Origin of the sequence: Paenibacillus odorifer (assembly GCF_000758725.1) — a bacterium.
Taxonomy (GTDB): domain Bacteria; phylum Bacillota; class Bacilli; order Paenibacillales; family Paenibacillaceae; genus Paenibacillus_AQ; species Paenibacillus_AQ odorifer.
Genome location: NZ_CP009428.1, coordinates 3,470,232 through 3,494,635, shown reverse-complemented (window position 1 = coordinate 3,494,635; position 24,404 = coordinate 3,470,232). Strand labels below are relative to the sequence as shown.

At 42.3% G+C, this 24,404-nt stretch carries 21 protein-coding genes and 1 pseudogene; 6 read left to right on the top strand and 16 right to left on the bottom strand.

Translation table 11 applies throughout. From position 1 onward, the window contains the following. Positions 1-14 precede the first annotated feature (14 nt). The 4 genes from PODO_RS15160 to PODO_RS15145 all read right to left on the bottom strand — a co-directional run bounded on the left by PODO_RS15160 (position 15) and on the right by PODO_RS15145 (position 4,339). Positions 15-1,319 carry a purine/pyrimidine permease gene (locus PODO_RS15160; protein ID WP_038571262.1) on the bottom strand — a complete coding sequence of 435 codons (1,305 nt, stop codon included), beginning with the start codon at positions 1,317-1,319 and terminating at the stop codon, positions 15-17. Positions 1,320-1,366: 47 nt separating this feature from the next. Then, on the bottom strand, positions 1,367-2,074 hold the full coding sequence (gene deoD / locus PODO_RS15155) for a purine-nucleoside phosphorylase (protein WP_036677145.1): 708 nt from the start codon (positions 2,072-2,074) through the stop codon (positions 1,367-1,369). 161 nt (positions 2,075-2,235) lie between these two features. Beyond that, complete coding sequence (locus PODO_RS15150; RefSeq protein ID WP_038571259.1) at positions 2,236-3,669, bottom strand: AcpB/EbpR/MafR family transcriptional regulator; 1,434 nt, start codon at positions 3,667-3,669, stop codon at positions 2,236-2,238. 118 nt (positions 3,670-3,787) lie between these two features. Next, on the bottom strand, positions 3,788-4,339 hold the full coding sequence (locus PODO_RS15145; protein ID WP_036677150.1) for a biotin transporter BioY: 552 nt from the start codon (positions 4,337-4,339) through the stop codon (positions 3,788-3,790). 247 nt (positions 4,340-4,586) lie between these two features. Here PODO_RS15145 and PODO_RS15140 point away from each other — a divergent pair, with 247 nt between their 5' ends. Next, on the top strand, positions 4,587-5,564 hold the full coding sequence (locus PODO_RS15140) for a biotin--[acetyl-CoA-carboxylase] ligase (RefSeq protein WP_038571255.1): 978 nt from the start codon (positions 4,587-4,589) through the stop codon (positions 5,562-5,564). Positions 5,565-5,694: 130 nt separating this feature from the next. Here the strand turns inward: PODO_RS15140 and PODO_RS15135 are convergent, their stop codons facing one another. From PODO_RS15135 to PODO_RS31915, 5 genes are all read right to left on the bottom strand, one after another. Next, positions 5,695-7,047: an MATE family efflux transporter gene (locus PODO_RS15135; RefSeq protein WP_038571252.1), complete on the bottom strand. Its 1,353-nt coding sequence runs from the start codon at positions 7,045-7,047 to the stop codon at positions 5,695-5,697. Positions 7,048-7,280: 233 nt separating this feature from the next. Next, positions 7,281-7,964, bottom strand: coding sequence for a MarR family winged helix-turn-helix transcriptional regulator (locus PODO_RS15130; RefSeq protein WP_052097055.1), 684 nt, complete (start codon positions 7,962-7,964; stop codon positions 7,281-7,283). Positions 7,965-8,260: 296 nt separating this feature from the next. Beyond that, on the bottom strand, positions 8,261-9,043 hold the full coding sequence (locus PODO_RS15125) for an ABC transporter ATP-binding protein (protein ID WP_038571249.1): 783 nt from the start codon (positions 9,041-9,043) through the stop codon (positions 8,261-8,263). Positions 9,044-9,157: 114 nt separating this feature from the next. Continuing rightward, the gene (locus PODO_RS31920) at positions 9,158-9,331 is read right to left on the bottom strand and encodes a helix-turn-helix domain-containing protein (RefSeq protein ID WP_080742502.1); all 174 of its coding nucleotides are present in this window, start codon (positions 9,329-9,331) and stop codon (positions 9,158-9,160) included. Next, complete coding sequence (locus tag PODO_RS31915) at positions 9,295-9,999, bottom strand: helix-turn-helix transcriptional regulator (protein ID WP_038571247.1); 705 nt, start codon at positions 9,997-9,999, stop codon at positions 9,295-9,297. Before PODO_RS31915 ends, PODO_RS31920 begins: the two co-directional genes overlap by 37 nt. Before the next feature lie 150 nt (positions 10,000-10,149). On the opposite strand from PODO_RS31915, the gene PODO_RS15115 reads away from it, so the two are divergent. Continuing rightward, positions 10,150-11,859: a glycoside hydrolase family 2 TIM barrel-domain containing protein gene (locus PODO_RS15115; protein WP_038571245.1), complete on the top strand. Its 1,710-nt coding sequence runs from the start codon at positions 10,150-10,152 to the stop codon at positions 11,857-11,859. Between the two features lie 221 nt (positions 11,860-12,080). On the opposite strand, the gene PODO_RS15110 is transcribed toward PODO_RS15115, so the two are convergent. The 3 genes from PODO_RS15110 to PODO_RS15100 form a co-directional block, all read right to left on the bottom strand. Continuing rightward, on the bottom strand, positions 12,081-12,653 hold the full coding sequence (locus PODO_RS15110; RefSeq protein ID WP_038571243.1) for a TetR/AcrR family transcriptional regulator: 573 nt from the start codon (positions 12,651-12,653) through the stop codon (positions 12,081-12,083). 282 nt (positions 12,654-12,935) lie between these two features. Beyond that, a complete protein-coding gene (locus PODO_RS15105; RefSeq protein WP_038571241.1) occupies positions 12,936-13,688 on the bottom strand; it encodes an SDR family NAD(P)-dependent oxidoreductase in 753 nt (250 codons plus the stop codon). A gap of 236 nt (positions 13,689-13,924) precedes the next feature. After that, positions 13,925-14,926, bottom strand: a complete 1,002-nt coding sequence (locus PODO_RS15100; protein WP_038571239.1) for an NADP-dependent oxidoreductase — start codon at positions 14,924-14,926, stop codon at positions 13,925-13,927. 183 nt (positions 14,927-15,109) lie between these two features. On the opposite strand from PODO_RS15100, the gene PODO_RS15095 reads away from it, so the two are divergent. After that, positions 15,110-15,658: a TetR/AcrR family transcriptional regulator gene (locus PODO_RS15095; protein WP_038571236.1), complete on the top strand. Its 549-nt coding sequence runs from the start codon at positions 15,110-15,112 to the stop codon at positions 15,656-15,658. Positions 15,659-16,110: 452 nt separating this feature from the next. Here the strand turns inward: PODO_RS15095 and PODO_RS15090 are convergent, their stop codons facing one another. Continuing rightward, on the bottom strand, positions 16,111-16,419 hold the full coding sequence (locus tag PODO_RS15090) for a WGxxGxxG family protein (RefSeq protein ID WP_038571232.1): 309 nt from the start codon (positions 16,417-16,419) through the stop codon (positions 16,111-16,113). 700 nt (positions 16,420-17,119) lie between these two features. Here PODO_RS15090 and PODO_RS15080 point away from each other — a divergent pair. Both PODO_RS15080 and PODO_RS15075 read left to right on the top strand, forming a co-directional pair. Further along, on the top strand, positions 17,120-17,641 hold the full coding sequence (locus PODO_RS15080) for a DUF3231 family protein (protein WP_036677170.1): 522 nt from the start codon (positions 17,120-17,122) through the stop codon (positions 17,639-17,641). Positions 17,642-17,760: 119 nt separating this feature from the next. Then, a complete protein-coding gene (locus PODO_RS15075) occupies positions 17,761-18,393 on the top strand; it encodes a LysE family transporter (protein WP_038571226.1) in 633 nt (210 codons plus the stop codon). Here PODO_RS15075 and PODO_RS15070 read toward each other — a convergent pair. Further along, positions 18,390-19,825, bottom strand: a pseudogene (locus PODO_RS15070) (amino acid permease). The gene PODO_RS15075 and the pseudogene PODO_RS15070 sit on opposite strands and share 4 nt — an antisense overlap. A 357-nt stretch (positions 19,826-20,182) precedes the next feature. Here PODO_RS15070 and PODO_RS15065 point away from each other — a divergent pair. Beyond that, the gene (locus tag PODO_RS15065) at positions 20,183-20,992 is read left to right on the top strand and encodes a MerR family transcriptional regulator (protein ID WP_038571223.1); all 810 of its coding nucleotides are present in this window, start codon (positions 20,183-20,185) and stop codon (positions 20,990-20,992) included. A 17-nt stretch (positions 20,993-21,009) separates the two neighbouring features. Here the strand turns inward: PODO_RS15065 and PODO_RS15060 are convergent, their stop codons facing one another. Both PODO_RS15060 and PODO_RS15055 read right to left on the bottom strand, forming a co-directional pair. Next, positions 21,010-22,776 (bottom strand): M20/M25/M40 family metallo-hydrolase, encoded by a 1,767-nt coding sequence (locus PODO_RS15060; protein WP_169744771.1) that lies wholly within the window; start codon positions 22,774-22,776, stop codon positions 21,010-21,012. Between the two features lie 192 nt (positions 22,777-22,968). Further along, on the bottom strand, positions 22,969-24,294 hold the full coding sequence (locus PODO_RS15055) for an amidohydrolase family protein (RefSeq protein ID WP_038571217.1): 1,326 nt from the start codon (positions 24,292-24,294) through the stop codon (positions 22,969-22,971). Positions 24,295-24,404: the final 110 nt, after the last annotated feature.

Sequence of the window (24,404 nt, the reverse complement as noted above, 5' to 3'; positions counted from 1 at the left end):
TTTAGCCCTCCAAATTATCGGTTAATTTTCTTGGAATCCTCATATCGAAATGCATCTTTCCACATTAACCCTTGTTCCAAAATAATCGCTAACAGGCTTCCGCATATTAATCCATTATTTAAAATGGCTATCACGATCGGAGATAAATGGGCCGTAGCTGATGCAGGAATAAACATTAAACCTACACCCACTAAAAGGGAAAGCCCACTGACAATAAATGTTCGCTCTTCATGAATAACCTTTTTCAATTCCTTTAGCGCTAGTCCGACCATCTTCACAAAAATGACGAAGGTAACAGAATAGCCTATGGGAGCTGGAATCGCAGATATGAAATTCATCATAGGCGGAAACAAGGATATTGAGATCACTAAGCTGCAGCCTATTAAAAATGATTTGCGCTCCCTCATCCCTGTTTGCTCAACATATCCCGCCGCTCCCGAAATAGGGACTGAGCCGATCGCTCCTAAACCACCACTAATAAGATGCGTAATTCCAGAAGTAAACCCGGCGCGCAAATAACGACGATGATCCCCTTGCTTGGGTTTCATAACGGTCTCCATCAAACGGATGGATGCCACTGCATTGGTTATTAATAATAGGGTTAGTAAAAATGCAGTAGTAATTGTCCCGGCATCGAATCGGGGTTTTCCAAATGGGAATATTTCCGGCAGCTTAAATAGAGTATCCGCACGAGAAACCGCCGGCATACTACCGCAGATTATAAATAATAGGCAGCCTATCACTATACTGAAAATTATTGAAAACTGGCTGAGTAATACAAAGCGGCTGTTGCCTAACCAAAAGGTAATGCAGACCACAATCACACTAAGGATGAATACTTTAACATCTAACATGGTGTGGGATATGGTAATCCCCATCATCCCTTTCATAAAAGATCCGCTTAATTGAAAGATCAATAAAAGTAAATAAATAAAGGTGATGGTTGGAGTAAATAAACGAGCGATTTTATCCATTAGCTTAAATGCTGAAATTAGGATAAACAACACTCCGCTAATGATCATCGCTCCACTTAAAGCCTGTAAAGCTCCGTTGTTAGAGGAATAGAGTCCCCCCACTAAACTCGCGTAAATGGTAAAAATGCTCCACCATAACCCTGCCGGACCTTCATGAATAGGGAATTTATGACCCATCAGGCCTTGTGAAAATCCAGCTATTGCTAAAGTAATCATGGTGCTCTGAATAAGTCCGGAAGTCTCTATGGGTGTTAAGTTATATAAATCTGCGATAGCAATGGGTGCAGCAATTGCACCAGCGATCATAAAAATCATCCACTGCAATCCTGACAGTATTACCTTCATTTCTTTCTCACTCTCTTTTCTAACAACACTACACTCTTATCAATAAATCAGCCTTCAATGACTGTGTTAAGAGCTACTTCGACCATTTCATAAAAGGATTGTTCACTTTCTTTATGAGTTAGGTGTTCCTGTCTTAACAATTGACTGCCGACGGTCAAAATCGATAAAGCTTTTACACCATATTTAGCGGCTAAAGTGTATAGGGCGGTACTTTCCATTTCTACAGCTAATACACCGAAATCCATAAACTTGTGAAGCCGATCTAAATTTTCACGATAAAATTCATCAGAATTATAGATGTTACCAACAAACACATTGGCATTTTTAGCTTGTGCTTGTTGATATGCTTTCATTAGCAATGAGAAATCTGCCGTTGGTGCAAAATTACAGCCATGAAAGATCTTTTCCGTCATATTACTGTCTGAAGATACTGCTTGGGCTAATATAATATCGCGGATATTGATTTCTTCCTGCATCGCGCCACATGTACCAATGCGAATCAATTTCTTAACTTCATAATCGACGATCAATTCTGTCGCGTAGATACTCATCGATGGATTTCCCATCCCTGTCCCCTGAACCGACACAGGCACACCCTTGTATAATCCAGTGTATCCATACATCCCTCTTACTTCGTTATAACAATAAGCCTCCTCTAAAAAGTGTTCTGCCACAAACTTTGCACGCAAGGGATCTCCTGGGAGCAAAACGAGCTCTGCTATTTCTCCCTTATTTGCACCTAAATGCCTACTCATAGTTCTTCCTCCAACTTTTAATAGTAAACTGAGGTTTACCGAAATCGCTTTCCACTTGCCTTCAAGTAAAATCAGTTTCGAAACTAGATTGAGCATAAGGTTTTTTAACATTACAAACTAGACCAAAAACTTACGGAGCTTACGGAAAATAATTGGTCAAATTATAAAAGCAGTTCTTTACGAATGTTGTCTAAGTCTCTTTTAGAGGGGATCGTAGAAATAATAACAACAGGCACTGTCTTTAATGCAACCGGGATATTACTAATGACAAGATCGATATTATTTTGCTGCATGATCTCGTTGGTCAGGCCTTTCATTATGGAAGTATTAAGGATCAACTGATCCCCAATTTCTTTTTTTATCAAATCTGCTATGTAATGACGAATTGAAAATTCTTCCCCGATCACTAAAAAAGCCCTCTTACTTTTGTAACGTAAACTCGAGCGGACAATTAAGGTTAGCTTTGTTAAATGAAAGTGATTAAACAAAACAGAAGGGTAAGTTTTATTCCACGTTTGCATACAGGTTTGCAATTCTTGATAAATCTGCTGGCACTCCTTTTGAACATATGTTGTTAAATGACTTGTTGAAATCATCATCCACTCAGGAATGGCATTTTCGATTAATAGCTTGTCAAAGAACCCGTAAATCTCCAAAATAAACCGTTCTTGCATATGCAAGTTCGGGTATACCTTTGCTAATAACATTAGAAGCAGATTCCCCATTTGATATTCTTCTTTATCCTTATGTAATTCTACTTCTTTCATCGGAGTGATCTCTGACCCTTCATAATAATGATATTGGCTGAGACTAACCATGGATTGCATAAAGAATATTTCACTGTTTGGAAATTTAAGGGACAGCTTGTCCTCAAGACGTTTTGCAATAGTTTTCACTGGAAAATAAAACATCCCCTTTTCCCAAGGGTAAGCATTTTCGTCTATTTTCACACACTTTCCTTTAGCCACTCTTTCTATAACAATGGCCAACAAAAACGATAATCTCCTTTTGGAATTGATAAAATATACAATGTTATTCTCATTTTCTATATTTGTGATTAACTGATTAATATAAGCAAAATCAACATTCGCAAAGGGCCAGCCTGTAAACTCATACGCATCACAATATAACTTCCAATAAAAATATCGAATATTCATTTCATTCCCTTTGATCATGGGGGTAGAAAAACTAATGCGTAGCTTATAAGCTTTTAGATCATCATTATTTAATTGCACAATCAATTTCTTCAAAGACGAGGTACTCATAAACATGGCTTCGGAGAGCTCCTCCACAGACAGTCGCCCTACATTCGTAAACAAAAAATCCATCAGCCGATAAAAGATGGTTTGTCTGAACATAGAAGAAATCACTTCACTAATCGTACTTCGCCCATCACGTTGAAGAACTATTCCCTTTCCTCTAGAAACCTCAATGGTTACAGTAGATGGTAATTGCTTGCTGATTTCCTCCACCATCTTCCGGATGGTCTTATCAGAGATCCCTAAACTTTTTTCAATTTCCGCTAAGGTAAACCATCTATGTTCCGTATCAAGCAGCGTTAATAGTTGACTAGCTAAATTAAATCCCTTATCCATTTTTCTACACCCACTTAATTTCGTTTTAATTTTTATAGTATAAACAAATTCGCAACCATAACCCTATTATTTTTCAATAAAAAAACCCGGGCTTTATTTACCCGAGTTTCACATCACATTATATTTGTGTTTTTTCTTCAATAGGGCTAATTGCTTTCAGCTGCATCGTTATGACGGCTGCAATAACGGCTTTGATGATGTCTCCCGGAAGAAAGGCCAACGCTCCGACAAGACCAGCCCAGATCGAAGTATTGGTTATCAATGCCATGACAGGGGCACCAATCAGACTCACTAGTAATACACCGAAGATTATGTTGATAGCTACCAGCTTCCAAGTTCGAACCTTCGGCCAGATTTTTTCGGAATACCAGCCAATAAGGCCGGCCGCAATTGGAAAGCTAAATATGTATCCTGCAGAAGGTCCAACTAGCACCGAGATTCCGCCGCGACCGCCGGTCAGTACAGGCAGCCCAATGGCTACTAGTATGATGAAAATAATTAGACTGAGAGCGCCCATCCGTTTCCCCAGAAAACATCCAGCCAACATGACGCCAAGTGTCTGGGCAGTGATCGGAACGGGGATGAAGCCTAGTGGGATGGGCGGTATCATCCCCAACACCGCGATAAGTGCTGCGAATAATGCAGCATAAATAAGTTCTTTTGTCTTCAAAAAAATGACCTCCATTGGATATCAATGATTGTATTCTGGTTAGTAAATACGTCCAGTAAGCTGAATTATAATGGAGATATTCTTTATTGTAAACCATAAATTATTATATGGTTTACAATAGAATAAAATACCATGCTTGAGTTTTTCCTATTGTTATATAGAATTAGAGTATTCAGTCGCAATCGTTGGATGTTAATCTATTCAATGGGTTTTGGTCGGAGAGTTATACTTTTGGAGGTTTAAGTTCATGACAGTAAAAGAACATATTCTTGCCTTACTCGACAGTAATAAGGGTGAATATTTTTCCGGCGAGGAAATAGCCGTTCAGTTATCCGTGACGCGCAGCGCGGTCTGGAAAGCCATAAAATCTTTACAGACAGACGGTTATTCCATACAAGCTGTAACCAATAAAGGATATTCCATGTCACCACAAACGGATATCTTATCAGCCAGTGCAATTTCAAAGTACCTGGATACTCGGGGGCAAAAGTTACGAGTTGAAGTCTTTAAGACCATATCTTCCACGAATGAAGCCGTAAAAAACCTTGCCTCAAATGGAGAAGCTGAAGGTAAGGTGATTCTTTCGGAAGAACAAACAGCTGGTCGCGGGCGAATGGGCCGGAAGTTCTTTTCTCCACCTGGAACGGGTATCTATATGAGCATCCTGCTGCGTCCAAAGCTGTCCGCAACAGACTCAGCTTTATTGACCACTTGCGCCGCAGTAGCTGTAGCCCTTTCTATCGAGAGCGTATCCAGTAAAGAAACGCAGATTAAATGGGTAAATGACGTTTTCATGGAAGGGAAAAAAGTGTGCGGGATTCTTACCGAAGCATCCGTGTCACTGGAAAACGGCTGGCTTGATTATGCTGTTCTCGGCATCGGTATCAATGTAGTCCTCCCTTCCGAAGGCTTTCCCACTGATCTTACCGAGATTGCAACAACTGTAATTTCCGAAAACAATCCTTATGGTGATCTCCGCAACCGTCTCGTTGCAGAAGTACTAAACAATTTCATGAGATATTATGAGCATTTAACGGACAGATTGTTTCTTTCCGAATACAAAAAAAGGTTAATTTCACTTGGAGAACCTGTGACCGTGATAAAGGATAATGAACAACGTAAAGCAACAGCCATTGATATCGATGACGATTGCCATCTGAAAGTCAGATATGAGAATGGTGACGAGGAGTATCTTTCAAGTGGAGAAGTCAGCATTAAAATTTAACTGGAGCTTCGCCTCCAAAGCAGCTATGTGCTGCCTCATGGCAGGCTGCGTCATCATACGAGCCAAAAAAACCTTGCTGATCCAAGGTTTTTTTAGATGAACTTAAAGTATCAACTTAAAGCTTAGGATTTTACTGTACTAAAGTATCTAAATCAGGCTGCAATTTGTTCCGCAGAACATACAGCATGATGGCACCCACAAGGAACGCAACAGCATCCGAAATGACGAGCGACCAGACTACTCCGTGAAAACCGTTCATTCGATTAGCGATATACAATACTGGAATCAGAGTAATACCTTGAATAATTGACATAATAAAGGCGGCGGTTCCTTGTGCTGTCGCTTGGAATATCCCTGTAAACAACGCGGTCGTTCCTGAAATGAACAGGGATAAGAACGTTACATGAAGAATGTAGCTGCCCAGTTCAATTAATTGAGGGTCATTCGTAAATAAACCGATTAAGTGGTCTGAAATCAGATATACAATAATGCCGAACACGGCTGCTAATGCCACAGTCACTTTGATTGTAAAAGTAATGGTGTGCTTCATGCGTAATTTGTTAGCTGTAAAAGAGAAGGCAATCAGCGGCACGACTCCCTCACATAAGCCCATCAGGATAACCTCTGGAAATTGTAATAAACGTGATGAAATCCCGAAGGCCGCAATGGCCTGCTCCCCATATTCGACCAGAAAACGGTTAAAGATGAGTGACATTGCACCCATGAAGAGACTCATAACAAAGACTGGAACTCCAATTTTAAATACATTGCTGAGAATGTCTTTGGAAGCTTTGAACCATTTTACGGAGATGGTTAAGAATTGGCTCTTATATCCCATGTGGAAGGCATAGAATGCACTAGCAACCAAGTTAGAAATGACTGTAGCAGATGCAACCCCGATCACGTCCCAATGGAAGACGAAAATGACTAGCGCATCGAGAATAATATTCACAACAACACTGAGAAGCATACCGATCATCGAAGTGATTGCTGCCCCCTCCGAGCGCACGATATTCTCCAGCGTGAAGAATAGAACGACGAAAGGTGAACCAATAAGCATAATCGTGACATAGTCCTTCGTGAATCCGAAGGAGTCAGGCGTCGCTCCCAAGCCATGAACGATTGAATCGATCAATGGGATGCCGGCAGCCATCAAAATAAGACCGAGAACTAAACTGCTGTAAAAGGCGAATGAAGACACATGCTTTACATCATCATATTTTTTCTCTCCCAACAAACGGGAGATAAATGCACTGCTACCGATGCCAATCAAGTTACCAAGCGCCATTATGGCGGCAAATAACGGTAAAGTTAGTGCGAGTGCGGTTAACATCGCAGTATTGCCCAGTGTACCAAGGAAATAGGCGTTCAAAATGGAGTATATGACACTCATCGACATGCCTAGCATCATCGGTACTGCGAAGTGAGCTACGGCTTTTGCGACAGGTGCTTTTTCAAAGTAATGGAGGTTTTCTGCATCCATAGGGTTCACCACTATCTTTCTTTATTTTGTTTTTTGAAATTACTTAGAATTCTAACTATCGGTCCAATATGAACCGTGACGCAGCAACAAGCAAACCTGTACCCTAACGTCGAGTCTCAGATTTGGCGTACGAAATTTGACTATTCTTCAGTTTCACATTACGCTGCCTTTGCCGTTCATCTTTCTCTGGTGAAAAGGCAGCGCCTCAGCTACTGTTTGCTAAAAGACTCTAATTACTTATCGTCCGGGCCATGTGACTTGTCAGGTGACGAATTACTGTCATCTCTGGAAGGCCAGCCGAATCCGCGCATGTCACCATGCCCTTCTCCGCCAAACCCAGGGAATCTGCCGCTAAAGCGTTCGTCCCTAGAATTTCCCCACATTTTGTGCATTTGTCCGCGCATAGCCATCAGTTTTTCAAATTCCTCTGTTCCCATACGCTCCTTTGCGGCCTCCATCCACATAGCCATCACATCACGTTCTCCGTCCGTTCCAAGTTCTTCCTCCAAAGCTGTAATGACGCGAGTTAGGTAATCCCCGAAAGCTATCTGCTCTTCTGGCGATAAGCGAGAAAATATGTTGCCGCTGTTTATCTCTTGTTTCTCTTCCTCTTGCCCTTTTTGCGTTAGGTAAATCAACATGATACGTTTGTCTGTTTCTGAGGGCTTACGGGTGATGTATTCTGCTTTCTCCAGTTTACCAAGCAATTCATTGAGGGATGATACACGGATGTCCAGCATATAGGATAAGTCTTTGGTGCTGATACCGTCTTTCATCCGAAGAAATGCTAATATCCTGCCTTGCCCACGTGATGCGTCGGCCATAGGACCAACCGCGGCGTGAGTTTTCAAGTGTTGCCTTTGCAACAGCCATTGCAGTTTCGCGAGTTTTTCGTATAACTCATCATTCATGTCCATAATGAATCCTCCGTTGAATTTTTACGGTACCTGTTGTTCTTTGTGACGGTACCTGTTAATTTGTATTATAACGGTACCTGTTAGATATATCAAAATGTTTTTTGCAGGTACCGTTAGTATGTTGTTCCGCTGTTTCTGGGAGGTGGCTTATAAGCTTGCAAAAAAATACAAAACCCGCGCCCCGCGCGGGTTATTTTAAAATTATATTGTGATCAGTTTTCATTTTATATATCTGCAAGCAATCCTTCAAACCACTTCAGAACGGTTTGCTCGCCTATTCGATGTGCCTTGATATTCTACTTATCACCGGCAAGTGTAAGCCACTTGCGGTTATGATGTTCCTGTACTTCAACAGGGGTATCGAAGAAATCGCTCAAGACATCCGACTGCAAGCAGTTTACTGTCTCATCCCCTTTGTAGATTTCGCCGCTCTTTACCAGCAGCGTGTGCGTAAAGCATGGTGTTATCTCTTCGATATGATGGGTTACATACAGCAAGGTTGGTCCACCGGGTTGCTTTGTTATCTTCTCGATCATCTGCAGCAGCTGTTCTCGGGCAAAAATATCAAGTCCCGTGCATGGCTCATCAAGAATTAGTAGATCTGGATTGGCCATTAGTGCGCGTGCTATGAGGACTTTCTGCCGCTGTCCTTGCGACAAGGTATCATATGTACGACTAACTAAGGAAGAGCAGTCTAGAAACTCCATTAACTCCTCGGCTTGTTTTTGATCCTCTTCATTCGTTTTATCATACAGACCAATCGTCGCGAATTTTCCGCTTAGGACGATGTTCAGGGCAGTCTGATGGCCGTACAGCTTCTGCTGCAAGGAGGTGCTTACCCAACCGATTCGTTTGCGTAGCTCTCTCAAGTCCACATCGCCAAAGCGATGGTCCAGCACCTCGACTTGTCCTGTTGTCGGCCAGATATAGCCGTTCACTACATTTAGCATCGTCGTTTTTCCTGAACCGTTCAGACCGACGATACACCAGTGTTGTCCTTGCTTCACTTCCCAATTCATATCGCGTAAGATCATTGTCCTATCACGTTGCCATGATACATTTTTGAGTGATATAATCATGCCCAATTTTCCCTCCTTATACATGCTTCAATGAGTTCAATACTATCATGGTACAGCCCTTCCCGTAAAAAAACCATAACCTCAAGATTTTTTTACCAGTGGTTCTACGGACAATTAATCTTTGATTCTCTGTTTGTTTCGGTATACTGTCGGAGGGATCCCGTTAAGCTGTTTAAAAATCTTGCTGAAATGATATTCTTCGTAGTACCCGCATAATTTGGCTATTTCCTTAACTGGATAATCGGTAAAGACTAGATAACGGCAAGCTTGCTGGTTCTGTATGTGCATATGGTATTCCTTAGGCCCATCCCCGTAAATTTTAGGAACATCTTACGCAAGTAAGATGGCGAAATGCCGTATTTCTCCGCCAATTTTTCGATCCGGTGATGATCCTTATAGTCGTTCTCGAGTGTTTTCTTGATTTGCTCGAAGGCGGCGAAAGCTCCAGACTCCATCAGATTCCAGTCCGGTTGTACGGTCTGGTGCAGCATATGCAGCAGGATCTGCATTTTAGCCCGGGAAACAGCTATGCCATCGGTTAGTCCGGGCAGCCATTCCTGGTGAATCCCCCAGACCAACCGGCTAATTTCCTCAGCTTCCTGTTGATTATATTGGCTTAAGAAGGGAAGTCTTAGTTTTCCGATTGGCTTGACTTCCTTCCATACCGCATCATAACCAAGCTCGGCACAATCGAAGAGCAGCATCGTTATACGAAGTGGAGCATCCATCTGCGAGCGCATGGACAGTTTAAGGCCTGGTTTTAAATAGATTAGCATTCCAGCCTCTACTTTGTGCTCAACATTGGTCAGGAAAACCCCTTTACCTTCATGAATCCAGTACAAGCTGTGCACATTTACCATGTTACGGATGTCCTCCCAGCCGGGATAAGTAGCTTTGTCGAGTACAAAATGGATATGCACGGTGAGGTCATTCAGCTTGTAATCATTTTCTTCCAATTAATATCCCCTCCTGCTGCTAAAAGAGCGATTTAAACAAGACGGTAACGTTTTTTTCTATTCAATGCTTAAACTCCAAATGTTACTATCCATATTATCAAGATGTCTGAAATTCTCAATACATTACAGAAAAAAAAAGGAGGAACACACTTGTTAAGGACTTTTAGCGAGTATCAAATTCGGAGAACTGAGCTGTTGGATGGGCCTTGGGATTTCATGAAGGATCCGTTAAATACGGGTGTTCAAGAAAAATGGTTTGAGCGATTTCCACATTCTAGGCAGTCTCTTTATGTGCCCTCGTGCTGGAATAATGAACTGGGAATGTACGATTATGAAGGTGTCGGTTGGTATCGTAAAAAAATACAAATTGTGAATTCGCAGCATGTCAGACTCATCTTTCATGCCGTGCTGGGCCATGCCGATGTCTATTTGGACGGGCGGCACCTTGGGTATCACTATGGCGGATTTACACCTTTTGAATTTATTGTTCCTTCCTTAGGGGCAGGAGAACATGAGATTATCGTCCGGACGGACAGCACCTTGGACCTACTTACGATTCCGACAGAGCAGGTGGATTGGTATCATTACGGGGGTATCATACGGTCGGTGGAGCTGCAATATTTGCCTGATATTTACATCGAACAGCTGAAGATTGATTATGCACTGCATGGATCAGATGCAGATGTTACTGTTCAGGTGCAGCTCCATTCCTTCCATAAGGAGCAGCATACTACCAAGATCACATTCTCCGAAAGCGGACATGAATTGCACTCGGAAGAAGTACAGATTGAGACTGGCCAAACCCTCAGTCATACGTTCAAGTTGCTTATGCCTGAAATACGTTTGTGGAACGTAGGTCTTCCAGAACTGTATACCTTTCAACTGCGGACAGAGGAAGACGACAAGATTGAACGGATCGGTTTTCGCTGTATTGAAACAAAGGATCATCGGATTCTAATTAACGGTTCACCCGTATATCTTAAGGGGGTGAACCGACATGAAGAGCATCCTGAGTGGGGTTTTGCCTTCCCACCGAAGCTGATGCACAAGGAGCTCAGTATCATTTTGGAATTAGGTTGCAACTCCGTCCGGGGCTCGCATTATCCCCAGAGCCCATATTGGCTTGATCTACTCGATGAGCAAGGGATTGTATACTGGAGCGAAATTCCGATATGGGGAGCCTTTCTGCCGAACGAAACGGTAAGTGAGCCGCTCTTCCAGGAGCGTGCACTGTCTATGATTGAAGAAATGATTGGCCTGCATTTTCATCACCCAAGTGTGATCTTCTGGTCCGTTCATAATGAGATTGATACCCGGACTCAAGAAGCATATGCTTTCACACAAGCTCTAGTCGGGTTGGTGAAGAAACTCGACAGCACTAGGCTTGTCACCTACGCTACGATGCATCCACTCGAAGATATTCTACTTCCATTATTCGATGTTATCGGTATAAATAAATATTTCGGCTGGTACGAAGGCGATACAGCCAGCTTCAAAGACATGCTGGAACAGTTCCATGTGCGTGCGGAGCAGATGGGAGCCGGTAACAAGGTTGTGCTCATGACCGAATTCGGTGGTGCTGGACTATTCGGGGATGTGGGCTGGGAGCCGAGATTGTTCAGCGAGGATTATCAGGCAGATATTGTGACTGAAGCGCTGACAATCTTCAAGAATGATTCGAAAATTGGCGGGACCTACATCTGGCAGTTTGCAGACATCCGCGGCGATCTGAAAAGCAGCAGTAAGAACTTCCGCGACCGGGCCCGCGGCTTCAACAATAAGGGTCTGGTTAATGAATACCGTAAACCCAAACAATCCTTTCGTGAAGTGCGCTGTATCTACCGATCTTGGACAGATTAATATCCACATTGACTAAGAAGCCCATCGTCAGCATGGTTTTTTTTAGTGTCTTCATTCTTAGATCCTTACAGCTGGTGTCGGATGCTGTATATATATAGTTAAGCTGGGCGTATTAAGCCGGTTCTATTCTTTGCGTACTCGGGTAGCAGTAAGTTGATTGTCTATTTTCGGCATTCGATACAAGTGCTTCTCCTCTTACATTGCAGATAGATAAAGGAGTTTTAATCTAGAGTGATCAGTATGGTATGAATAGTACTTGTTAATTTTTTATGATCCGTTGCCGTTTTTACCATTGTACGCAGTCCTAACCAGGCATTCATTAAATAATGAGAAATGGCCTCGGGCTCCAGTGAAATTCTAAGTTCACCTCTTTGCTGGCCAGTCTGAACGAGGTCATATAACAACTTCTCCGTTTTTGAATAGCTATTCTCAACAAAGGATGCAACCTCCGGATCCAGTACTCCCAACTCCACACCCGAATTAACTATGAAACATCCTTGAGGTTCTCCTTCGCTCCTCATCGAGGATTCTAGAAATTGTCGAATGATCTCCTTTACCGGTTCTTGCTTCTCAACCAAGAATCTCATTTTTTTGTTTTGAGTAGATTCGTACCGTTGGAGTGCCGTCAAATATAAGGCGTGCTTATCACCAAATGTATCATAGATACTTCTTCTGTGAATTCCCATACAGTCTACCAAATCTTGCATTGAAGTTTTCTCGTAACCTTGCATCCAAAATAGTTCTATCGCTTTATCTAGTACTTCATTAATTTCAAATTCTTTGCTTCTTGCCATTGTAATCACCTCAAGCAATCATTATACATTTAAGTAAACGATCCGCAAACTAATATATAAAACGAAAATAAAATCAAGCAAGATGCTTGATTTTATTCATAACATGATAACTGAACTGATGCTTACCATTGGATTCTTACTTTGGCTGTTTTTAAACAATCCAGAGTCCAATCTTTTTCCAGCGTGTGCAAAAGTTGTACCCTACGTTTAAGAATAGGGAAGCCAGTTCTTTTTGCTCCAGTTTCTTCGACGATCGTTTTCGTGACTAATATCTAATTCGATTTAAAACTCAGATATAATTGGATAGATTTGATCTCTCAGATTGAAGTTATAGTTCTGGTCAACAATCCCTATCATATCATTGCTATTATAAAGTTCTACCATGAAACTCGCCATTTGTTTGGCAGTGTGGTACTTAGGCATGTTTGCTTTGTAATCAAATTCTTCAGCATCTATTGATTTCTTCACAAATTCCGTTTCAGTTATTGCTGGAGCTAAAACTTTTGCTTTTAATTTCGCGCCTTTAAGCTCTAGTTCTTTTGCAAGCCCTTCGGTGAAGGCACTAACATAATATTTAGATGCAGAATAAGCAACGCTCCCAACAGCAATGGCATATCCGAGTGCGGATGATACGTTAATTAACTGAGTTCCTTCTACATCAGCATAATCTCGCACAAATAGTGTAGAAAGGATCGTCAAGGATTCGATGTTAACACGTAACATAGTTTCAACTTTATCTAAATTCTGTTCTACCACAAAAGAAGCTTCACCAAGTCCTGCATTATTAATCCAGGTTTCTATTTGGTATTCCTTCAAAGTGTTATACAGTGTGTAAGCCTGCTCTGTAACAGACAGATCACTTGAACGAACAAGAACATTTACATTAGGATCAATATTCTGAATTGTTGATTTAAGTTCTTCTAATTTATCTAATCTTCTAGCTACCAAAATTAAATTTTTACCGCGTGCAGCAAACGCCAATGCTGTTTCATACCCAATTCCTGAGCTTGCTCCTGTAATCACTGTATATTTCATATTATTCTCTCCCTTTTAAGTTTTTTGATCATTTAACAACATTTCGATAGAGTTTTGTTCACGATTAAACTTGTATCTCGTTCATCCCTCCCTTAATAAATTTCTTCGAAATATTCAAGAACGATCATTCTAGTTACGGCAAAAAAAACTACACTATTAACTCTAATTTAAATCAGTATATCAATTCTAGAATGATCAGTAAAGAAATTTTTGACAACCAATTGAGATATACTCCTTTAAAATCTGATAATAACTTTCCCTTTAGGATGACCTTCAGCAACAAAATTCAGTGCTTCGTTAATCTCTTCTATGTGGAATTCTGTTGGGTCCACTGCTGGTACAATCCCATTATCTTCAATAATCTTCGTGATTTTCTTTAATTGTTCGCCATCACTGCGAACAAAAATGAAATGATATTGAATCTTCTTTTTCTTCGCTTTATGATCATACCTAGCCCCGGCGATGGTGAAGAGCTTTTTTTTCCAGCCAGAGAAGCCCAGATCTTCTGCAAAACGTTCGTTAGGACCGGTCCGCAGAGAAAGAAGGCGGCCTCCTGCTTTAATAATTGAAAGCTCATGATCAAATTCGCTTGGTCCCAAGGTATCAATCACATAATCTACATCACCAAGCTGTTCCCAATAGTTCTCAGTCGTATAATCAATATATTGGTCTGCACCAGCGGCCATTGTCCGTTCACGTGCTTCTGGATTTCCACTGATGATGACCTTGAGCCCCATACTTTTGGCGATAGGAATGGCCATTTGGCCAAATGAACCAGAACCTCCAGGGATAAACACGATTTCGCCAGCTTTAGCATCTAATTCTTCATTTAATCCTTGATAGGCTGTCAATCCTGTTAATGGCGCAGCTGCACCAGTCACAAAATTCAAATTAGCGGGTAGGTGCCCGATGGCATTTGCATTAATTGCCGCGTATTCCGCAAAAGCACCGATTTTTTGTAGTGGCAGACGTGAATAAATTGCATCGCCAACTTTGAAGCCTTGCACCTTCTTACCTACTTTTTCAATAACACCCGTCAGCTCGTTACCAAGTACCAATGGGAATTCATAATCCTGAATCAGCTTTACGCTTCCGGTACCAATGAGCAATTCCAATTGATTAACTGCTGCTGCTTTCACCTGGACCAAGACTTCGTTATCACTTATTTCTGGGATTGGAATATCGTTCACTTTTACTATGAACTTTTTTGAATATTTGGTGATCTGTGCTGCTTTCATAATTAATGACCTCCTATGCGTTAAAAAAGTAACATTTATTTATTTTTGTAACTTATACAATAAGCATAAAGCAATAAGTTACAAAAATCAATAATTGTTACTGATTATTTTATATGTTAAAATATTCGCAAGTGTATTAATGATAAAAAGGAATTTATTGAAGAAAGAAGGGTTGGCAGTACTGTGGCTAAAATCACACAAGAGCTCATTATTGAAACAGCTGAGGCATTAATTAAACGCACGGAAAAATCCGAAGTGACACTCTCACAAATTGCGGATGAATTAAGTATCACCCATGCAGCGCTCTATAAGCACTTTAAAAATAAGCAAGAGCTCTGGGCAGCCGTATCTAAGAGCTGGTTCAACCGGATGATTTCAGAACAAATTAAATTAGATATGACTAGTTTAACTAAACCGCAAGAATTGCTTCACGATTGGTTATGGGCATTTGTTAACGCAAAAAAACGGGCTTATAACGAGAATCCCAAGATGTTTGCCTTGAATACTCAATACGTGGATAGCAATCCACTGGTATTACGCGATGTTCTCTGGGATTCCTACCAAATTATTGACGGCTTCATGGACTATCACGATCCCCACTTGGAACGGGCTGAGGCGATTCTCTCTGCGTTTGCAGTATTTAGCCTCCCATCCTTCAAAGAATCCTGGAATTTACCTGACTACCAAGACAGGTTTGAACGCATCTGGAGTTTAATCAAACAGGGTCTATGAATTCAAATCCTCTAGTTTTTAAAAAAAATTATTCTTCAATCATAAACATGGTCCAGAAGCTTCTGTCTTCTGAAGTACTGCCGTTGCTCTCCCACTTTTGTCCGGTTCCCCAATTTTCGTAAAACTCGGAATAAAATTATCATTACGAAGTCCTGTTTTGGTGGAATACGCGGAATTCCTGAATTCCTCACTGAGCATGCCAATATGTGCGGGTTACGGACGACTTCTGGAACCTGTGGCTGGTGAATGGCAAATTCAAGTGCGATTATCTTTAAATCTCTCCTAAAAATGGTTTGCTAAAAAAATGTAAAGCCGGTTATTCAGGATCATCCTGAAACCGGCTTTTTATTTAGAACAAATTAAAGGTATAAATTTTTTGCCGAGTCTGTAAATGCAGTCCTCAGTTCTAATCATAAAAATGGCCCCTATAGTTCCCTTTAACTCTAAAAAGTTTAGCTTTTTTCTCGGCTTCTATTCCGCAAGCCTGTAAGTCCAAGCAACCCTAAGAGACCCAACCAGCTCCAATTAGTGCCTCGATTCTCATCCCCGACTGCCTGCGCTCGGTAATTTCCATTCTCGACCGCTGTTGAATTATGATTACCCGTTGCATTAACATTCCTTGCATTCAGGTTATCATTTGTTTGATTAGCCGAGTAATGTGTTTGTATCCCTAGGTTTGCTTCATCTTGGTTCGCAAATGCTGGAATACTTAAAAGTAAACTAAGACATGCAACTGATGCAAAAGTAGCAATCTTCTTCATTTTTTTCCCTCCAGAACAATATTGGGCAGGCAGCACCCATTGCTATTTTCCCCTATTTAATCCTTCCTATCCGAGAATTTTGAGGAATAGCTTTGCTTCTGATTGTTCTTCCCTCCTGTCTTTCCCTCGCTTGGAGTAACAGCGAATAAGGATAGCAGTCACGTTCCGCCCCTACGGCTGCTATATAAAGAAGTGATCGTGCCTCGATTTTCTTTTTCAATTCCTTCAAGGGTGCAAACCATAACAATGTACCTAAATAAGCGCCGAGGACAGGGCTTAACACTTTACCAAAAGTGTTGGAAGTAATGACTCCTAATCCATGCCTCGATTGGAGATACACTCGACTCTCTCCAGTGATAACCAACTTCATTGAATGCAAAGGCAATTATACTTGCAAGCGGTCCGTTAGAACGATTACTGATAAGTCCTCTCTAAAATAGTATCTGCCATCGTCCATGGAAGTATCTATCCAATCATCACGATGAAAAACATTTGATTCCTCCACAACTCGTGTTCAATTTTATCGTTCCTTATTTTCACATTTATCCTATTATGAGAAAATTAGTGCTATTTATCCTTAAACTTGCACGGATGTCGAAGCCTCAAATTGACATACCTATTTTATGTGAAAAGCTGCAATTTTCTTGTTGTTGTGGGCATGCTAATGTTTGTTCAAATCCAACAATAAAGGAGACTATTTATGACAGGGATTCTAGGCGGTAACCCCAAAGAAGAACCGATGCATTATGGAGAGATTTTTACGGTTTGGCAAGCCTCAATGGTCGCAAAGGGAGCCCTCTCTTGTTACAGAGCTTATATGTACCACGCGGGCGACAATGACCTGAAAAAAATATTAGGAGCTTTAATTGATCAAGCGGAGCTTGAAATCAGTGAGTGTGATACACTGCTCTCAGAGCAAGGTATTGCATCTGCACCAGTAATGCCAAATCGGCCCGATGCTAAACTTGAAGATATTCCTGTAGGGGCACGTTTCACAGATCCTGAAATTGCAGCCAAACTTGCAGCTGATAATGCTGTTGGACTTGTGGCATGTAGTCAGGCAATGGGACAATCGATCAGAGAAGATATAGGGGCTTTGTTTGCTAAATATCACCTTACCAAAGCAGCCATCGGCCTTAAAATTCTACATTTGACTAAGAAAAAGGGCTGGTTGATTCCTCCACCTCTTCTTGTTAAAAGACCTGAATCCGTGAAGGCGTAATTCTACTCACTCTTTAGTTTCTTATAAAAGAAGGCCCGCGATCTTCCGCGGGCCTTTTTTTGGTTGTCCTACCACTGCCTTTATCAGAATAAGCTATCTATATAAAGGAGGAGGACAACATTAACGTATTTATAGGTTATATGATTATAGGATTATCCCTCTCGGCACCTCTCGGACCCATTAATGCAGCACAGCTGGACAAGGGACTCCGCGGAGGATTTATGCCTGCCTGGATAGTCGGTTTAGGGGCGGTTAGTGCCGATATCATCTACATGCTGCTTGTTTATTTTGGCCTCATTCATCTGCTGGATGCTCCGTTTGTTAAAGTGTTTTTATGGTTGTTCGGATTCTTTGTCCTCGTCTATTCAGGTGTAGACAGCATTAAAAATACAGGTGACATTTCAGCTGACGGGCTGAGGGGCAACGATACCTCACTATCCAAATCTTATCTGTCGGGATTTCTCATGTCCTTGTTCAATCCCCTCTCGATCCTTTTTTGGTTGGGTATTTACGGCTCAATATTAGCCAAGGCGGTCAGCGAGTATCCGATGCAGCAATTATTGATCTATAGCGGAGCAATCGTACTAGGGATTCTTTTCTGGGATGTAACCATGGCTGCCGCCTCCAGTCTCTTTCGTAAATTTCTAACCGTTCGGGTATTGAAGGCGATCTCCGTTCTGTCAGGTCTGTCGCTGATTGGATTTGGTTTTTATTTTGGTGTACAGGCTGCCCGACTTCTCTTTTTTCATTAAACCTTGTTTTTTCGCATCCTTATGCCCTTAATCCGAAATTCAGGACCGCCCGGTAAAGAATGATATTCATGGGTCTGTTCGTCCGCCCCATGCCCCATAACATAACTGTCCTTCTTATTACGGATGTGTTGAACGATCCAATCACTCAAGGCAATCAGCGAAACAATTAGCAGGCTGATGTAGAAGCCTGGACGACTGAGCGCATGAAATAGCGTACCTGCTACAGCAGTACGATCAGCACTAAGCCTAGCCAGCGTTTCACCCCGTTTAGAAGACTGGGCTTAAGCAGCTTGCGGGAGGAGAGCAATATAAAGGACCAGTTATAGAGGATCATCAGTCCGGCAGCTGTTGTAATGTATTCGTATACTTTTCCTGGCAACCACAATGACATCATAATGGCACCCCCTAAACCTCCAGCTATTAAACAAAGGGCAAAAAACGGATATTTATCCTTCCATTTCTTCGAAAAAACCTTGGGTGCATCCCCTTCCTGTGAAAGAGTGATCATCATCGAGGTAATGGCATAAAGCGAAGCTGTCATCGTGGAGAACCCAGCTATGATCAACACCCCGTTAAACAAATGCGGTATAAAGGTCAGATGGTCGCTGCTGAGCGCGAGCACAAAAGGACTTTCTTTTGGATTAAAAGCACTAAGCGGCACCATGATTACTGCAAGCCCGATTGAGAGAACGTATACTGTAGCCAGTCCCAGCAACATCACCTTTCCTGCTTTTGGAGCTTCCTCAGGTTTCTTTAGCCTGTAGGACATAATTCCCAGCACCTCAATGCCACCATAGGCATAAAAAGCAAAAATAAAGGCAGACCACAACCCAATACCTCCAGATGGAAACAACGCTTTAAACCCAAGTGGAACTTTCGGTGAGAACTTAGAACCGCCGATCCAACCCGTCAGAAGTACGGCAGCAATAACAAGGAACATTAGTATAGCCGCCACTTTAATGATGGCCAGTATATTTTCAACCCTGTCAAAGCCCTTATTACCAAAAAACACAATCAATAGGCTCACGGCCGCAAAGCTGGCAGCAAATACCCACATCGGTACGGCCGGGAACCAAAAACGCGAGAATATGGACAATGCTGTGAGCTGACTTCCCATAATCAACAGTTCCGAAAACCAATATACCCAGCCGCTCCCGAACCCTGCCCAATTTCCAAATGCTTTTTTTGCATAGGATCGAAATGAACCCTGCTCCGGATCTTCCGCTGTCATCTGAGCCAGTGCATCAAATACGACATATGTTCCAATAGCAGCTAAAATGTAGGCTAGCAGCACTGCTGGCCCTCCCATAGAAATTGCTAGACCTGAGCCAAGAAAGTACCCGGTTCCTATAGTGCCTGCTATGCCTAACAAGCTTAGTTGCCACCATTTCAGTTTATCGTCTTCTTCAGTTTTACTGGAAGGTTGCTTCATGAATTCCGTCCTCATCCTGATTAGAATTTGAGATATCTCTCATTTCTAGAATTCCCTTCAGGCGGGTCCGTTATTTACAGGAATCATAATAAATAAGCTTCCCGACCAGAAAGGCTGACAGGCTTATAGTTATTCATACCGGGTAGTATGCAATAAAGAAGAAAAGACTGGTTAATCAGTATGGCTTTTTTGTGGTAGGAATCGTTGTATCGATTCGCATGTTTACGGAAGTTTCTTGTTCTGTGATCTGTGGAATGGCAATCGTAACTACATCTAAACCGCAGTATAAATGATATCTTTCCGTATAAATGGTACTATTGGGTATGGACTTACTCTATAGTAAAGGATAATTTACTCATGATTAGAAAAAATCTAACGAATTTTTATACTGGTGAATTTGCTAAGCTATTCGGAATCAAAAAAGATACATTGTTCTACTATGACAAAATAAAGCTATTTCAACCAGCAGGAATAAGCGATAACGGATATCGATATTACACTATACAGCAGCTCGATACCTTTTGGGCTATACAATCACTCCGATCGTTGAACTTTCCTATTAAAGATCTGAAGAGCTATTTCAGTTCACCTTCCTCGGAGAAATTGACCAAGCTTGCTGAAGAACAACTCATAAAGGTGGAAGAAGAAATTAAAAAGCTACAAGAAATTTATTGGTTCCTTTCGAAGTTGACATCCATATCAGAAGAATTAATAAATACCACACTAGGTGAAGTTACAATCGTTGAATTACCGGAGGAACACGTGATATATAGTGCCCCGAATCCACGTACCGGTGATACCTCTAACGAAGAATGGAATTACGATTATGAAGTTTTTTTAGAGCAAACAGGAATGAAAGGTCCAGCTTTCATTGGTTCTGTGACTAGCAAAGAGGATATCTTGCATGGTCGGTTTAACCGAGTTGAACGTTTGTTTGTTCACACTGAAACTCCGAATGCCGAATTAAAATCCGCAGGTCTTTATGCCATTCTTTATCATAAAGGCAGCTATGAGAGCATAACGGAAGTTTATCCGTTCCTGTTAAATGAAATTAGGGATAGAGGGTTTCATGTATCCGGTAATGCTTATGAAGAATATTTGGTCAATGCATTGTCAACCAATAGAGGAGAAGACTTTGTCACGAAAATCAGTCTTGCTATAAAGTAGAAAATTTAATTTATAGCTTAGCGTCGTGTGACGAGTTGCTGCAACTCGGTAGCCCAGAGCTCTTGCGGATTCGGTTGAGCCACGATGTAGAACTCGCGGTATACTTCCTGAGACCGATACCCCTCTCTACTAATCCAACGTCGGAGATTATTCCAGGTGGCAGCAGTGCTTTCTGAGCCACGGTGGACCGTCGTTACAGCCGCTTCAACACCAGAGAGTACTACGACCTCGAATCCGTCTCCGGAGACAACCTCTGGTCCGACAGGAAATGCGGCAGTCACAATTAACCCGTTACCGTCCACGTCTTCCTCAAAGGTGGCTAGCGATACCGCACCAACAATCACACCTGCCTGGGTAAGGCTGAGGTAGAGCTGATTAAACATTGGACCAATGATAAGGTTGATGTGATTAAAGCTCTTCGCTTTTGCCATGATGCGGGCGACGCGCAGAGCCGGCAGCGATTTGATCTCTGGTTTGTGTGCAGCGAACTTAGGTTTTTCTTCAGACACTGCTGATCCTTCAACACTTTTTTCTTCTGTGTCTTCTTCTATATAATTATTCATGAGGTACTGCGTTGCCGCTAAGGCATGGGTGCGAACCAGATGCAGCAATTCCTTGATCGATACCGACTCATTGGCCGCGCTGCAATTGCTTCCGTCCGGACCATACCAGAAAGCAGGCGTACCACGATAACGCCAGTACCGACAATCGGAAATTGCAACATCAGGAACCAGCACCGGTTTGTTCCACCCCAAATCTTCTACCGTCTCCTGCAAGATCCTAGCCATCTCACTGTCTGGATCCGATACATCCGCCGAATCGACGCCTTCCAATTTGATTTCTGCTTCGGGATAGCGAGCAACAATATCTCTGGCTTTCGAGAAAATCGTATACGGATCAGCTCCGACTGGAAGAACAACGGATACCGAGAATATACAATCAGGTGAAATGACACTAGGTGAATTGCCACCCTCGATCGTACCAACATTAACCGTGATTAATGGCAGAATCTCAGCCGCACCTTCTCCTCTGGACTCGTTGTACTGTTCACGCCGCTGCGGATTAGAGAGTATATCCGTAATCGAGGAGGGAACGTCTACTTCGATACCTTCCAACTCGTCAAGGTCGCGGATGATATCGGTGGCGATACGGATCGAGCTTTTGCTTTCGTTAGGATACCCGGATATAGCTCCCCGTGTCGCCACTCGTACAGAAAACTGCATGTAACCCTTCGAGGCGAACGAAATCGCATCCGTTCCAGAGGGTTCGGCGCTGAGGACGCAGTCGGCTTCCATTTCGCTTTCGATCTGCTCGAACATAAAGCCGGTGCCCCGTCCATATCCAGTCTCTTCATCGGAGACGATGGTAAGCGATAGTTTGCCCTTCAGTTGATCGCGTAATTGTGATAGATACGTGTAGGCGAAAAGCATCGCCGTTACGCCTGCCTTCATATCTGACGTCCCGCGTCCCCATACCCGACCGTTCACAATCTTTCCGCTCCATGGATCGTCAGTCCACCCGGGTTCATCTCCAGCAGGCAGTACATCGAGATGTCCGTTGAACATCAGATACCTACCCTCGCTTGGCATTTGCACCGAAGAAATGATATTTGGCATGGTATCTTTGGCGTTGACTTGCCTGTACGGAAGTCCCTCGATGTCGAGGTAACTCTGAACCATCGCCATTGCCTCACGCGTATCACCTGGAGGGCTAGGGGTTTCACATTTAACTAGACTTGAGAAGAACTGAACAATCTTCTCCTCATCACGTTCGACACAATTCATTATTATCTCGCTAATTTGTTTTAACTGATTCTTTTGCTTCAATTGTTGATCCATATCCTTGTCTCCTTTGAGTGATTGATGATTTGCAGGCTTACATAGGTCATCTGTCCTGACAAAGGGTATCATAAGGTATGGAGTTACTCCATAGTAAAGAGGGGGTTTTTCTTTTGTTTTGGAATATCTGAGTAACTCCTAAATCCAAACCGTATCCAGCAGCTCGTCCACTGCTTGAATTCTGGTCACAGATGGTGTTTGTAATAAATTCCCTCTGACCATAACCATAGCTACATCAGACAAAGCTTTTATGTTCTCCAATGGGTTTTGCTCCATCATGATTAAATCCGCATATTTGCCCACATCTATAGAACCTGTCAGGTGATCGATTCCCAAAATATCTGCATTTGATTTGGTTACTAGTTCAATAACCTCACTTGCGTTCAGCTTTGTTTGTCGCATGAAATGATCAAGCTCACGCCAAAGATCATAGTGGGTTACATAGGACATAGCAGCGTCCGTTCCCACACCGATTTTGATATCATGTTCTATAGCCTGCTGTAGCCCTGTTAACATAGAGTCATACACAAGCCGGGCATTTTCCTTAATGGTTGTATTCAACTTTGTCAGGATCGGATCTAATTTCGCACTGGGATAAGCTGCTTGTAAAGTAGGAATCACAGCGGTGTAGCCCTTTAAGGCTCTGGGATTATTTTTGTACAGCCTGATCATATCCTCATCCATCACCGCGCCGTGTTCAATAGTATCCACTCCACCCTTTAACGCAACTCTTACACCTTCGGTACTTTCTGCATGTGCCGCCACACGCATCCCAATTTTGTGAGCTTCCTCGCAAATGGCAGCCACCTCTTCTTCCGTCATTTGCAAGCGGCCTGCTTCTCCGATCCTTTTGGCATCAGTGACCCCGCCAGTTACACATATTTTGATTAGGTCCACTCCGTTTTTTACATTGATTCTTACATTTCTTCTCCCTTCCCATGGTGAATCACCGACCAAAGCCAAATAAGGTGCACCGTGGCCATCCGTTACGCTCAGGAAATACCCAGATACCAAAAGATTAGGTCCAATAGATTGATTTGCCTTAATATCATCCCTCAACTGAACATCAGTATAAAAAAATTCACCTACGCTACGTATCGTTGTTACTCCGGAATGCAGTGCGGTTAGGGCATTTTTTTTCATCCGTCTCTTCAACATGTTTCTGCCCAGTCTCGTATCCAAAATATGATGAAACGCAAAATTCAGCAGCCCTTCACTGGCAGACAGCGTAAACGGCTTACCATCGGCAAAAAGATGGACATGCGCGTTGATGAGACCGGGCATCACATATTTCCCCGAACAATCGATCGTTTGGAAATGGGTGGGGACAGTTACAGCGCTTGCTTTCCCGATCTCCTGAATCAAGCCGTTTTCATCAATCAAAATCGTCATATGGGAATCAGTCCCTTTTTTCGCATCTCCATAAATAACATTACAGTCCATAAACGCATAACCTGTCTTCATCGTAACTTCCCCCGTTTCTTGATTACACCGCCCAAAAATGAATAATTAATTCATTATTGGATTAAAAAAATAGGGACCCTCGTAGATGCTAAATGTGCATATCCACTTGG

Excerpts from the sequence above, each read along its gene's own strand:
- PODO_RS15160 (WP_038571262.1), bottom strand. The coding sequence starts at position 1,319 with ATGAAGGTAATACTGTCAGGATTGCAGTGGATGATTTTTATGATCGCT.
- deoD (WP_036677145.1), bottom strand. The coding sequence starts at position 2,074 with ATGAGTAGGCATTTAGGTGCAAATAAGGGAGAAATAGCAGAGCTCGTT.
- PODO_RS15150 (WP_038571259.1), bottom strand. The coding sequence starts at position 3,669 with ATGGATAAGGGATTTAATTTAGCTAGTCAACTATTAACGCTGCTTGAT.
- PODO_RS15140 (WP_038571255.1), top strand. The coding sequence starts at position 4,587 with ATGACAGTAAAAGAACATATTCTTGCCTTACTCGACAGTAATAAGGGT.
- PODO_RS15135 (WP_038571252.1), bottom strand. The coding sequence starts at position 7,047 with ATGGATGCAGAAAACCTCCATTACTTTGAAAAAGCACCTGTCGCAAAA.
- PODO_RS15130 (WP_052097055.1), bottom strand. The coding sequence starts at position 7,964 with ATGGACATGAATGATGAGTTATACGAAAAACTCGCGAAACTGCAATGG.
- PODO_RS15125 (WP_038571249.1), bottom strand. The coding sequence starts at position 9,043 with ATGATTATATCACTCAAAAATGTATCATGGCAACGTGATAGGACAATG.
- PODO_RS31920 (WP_080742502.1), bottom strand. The coding sequence starts at position 9,331 with ATGCACATACAGAACCAGCAAGCTTGCCGTTATCTAGTCTTTACCGAT.
- PODO_RS15110 (WP_038571243.1), bottom strand. The coding sequence starts at position 12,653 with ATGGCAAGAAGCAAAGAATTTGAAATTAATGAAGTACTAGATAAAGCG.
- PODO_RS15105 (WP_038571241.1), bottom strand. The coding sequence starts at position 13,688 with ATGAAATATACAGTGATTACAGGAGCAAGCTCAGGAATTGGGTATGAA.
- PODO_RS15100 (WP_038571239.1), bottom strand. The coding sequence starts at position 14,926 with ATGAAAGCAGCACAGATCACCAAATATTCAAAAAAGTTCATAGTAAAA.
- PODO_RS15090 (WP_038571232.1), bottom strand. The coding sequence starts at position 16,419 with ATGAAGAAGATTGCTACTTTTGCATCAGTTGCATGTCTTAGTTTACTT.
- PODO_RS15080 (WP_036677170.1), top strand. The coding sequence starts at position 17,120 with ATGACAGGGATTCTAGGCGGTAACCCCAAAGAAGAACCGATGCATTAT.
- PODO_RS15065 (WP_038571223.1), top strand. The coding sequence starts at position 20,183 with ATGATTAGAAAAAATCTAACGAATTTTTATACTGGTGAATTTGCTAAG.
- PODO_RS15060 (WP_169744771.1), bottom strand. The coding sequence starts at position 22,776 with ATGAATTGTGTCGAACGTGATGAGGAGAAGATTGTTCAGTTCTTCTCA.
- PODO_RS15055 (WP_038571217.1), bottom strand. The coding sequence starts at position 24,294 with ATGAAGACAGGTTATGCGTTTATGGACTGTAATGTTATTTATGGAGAT.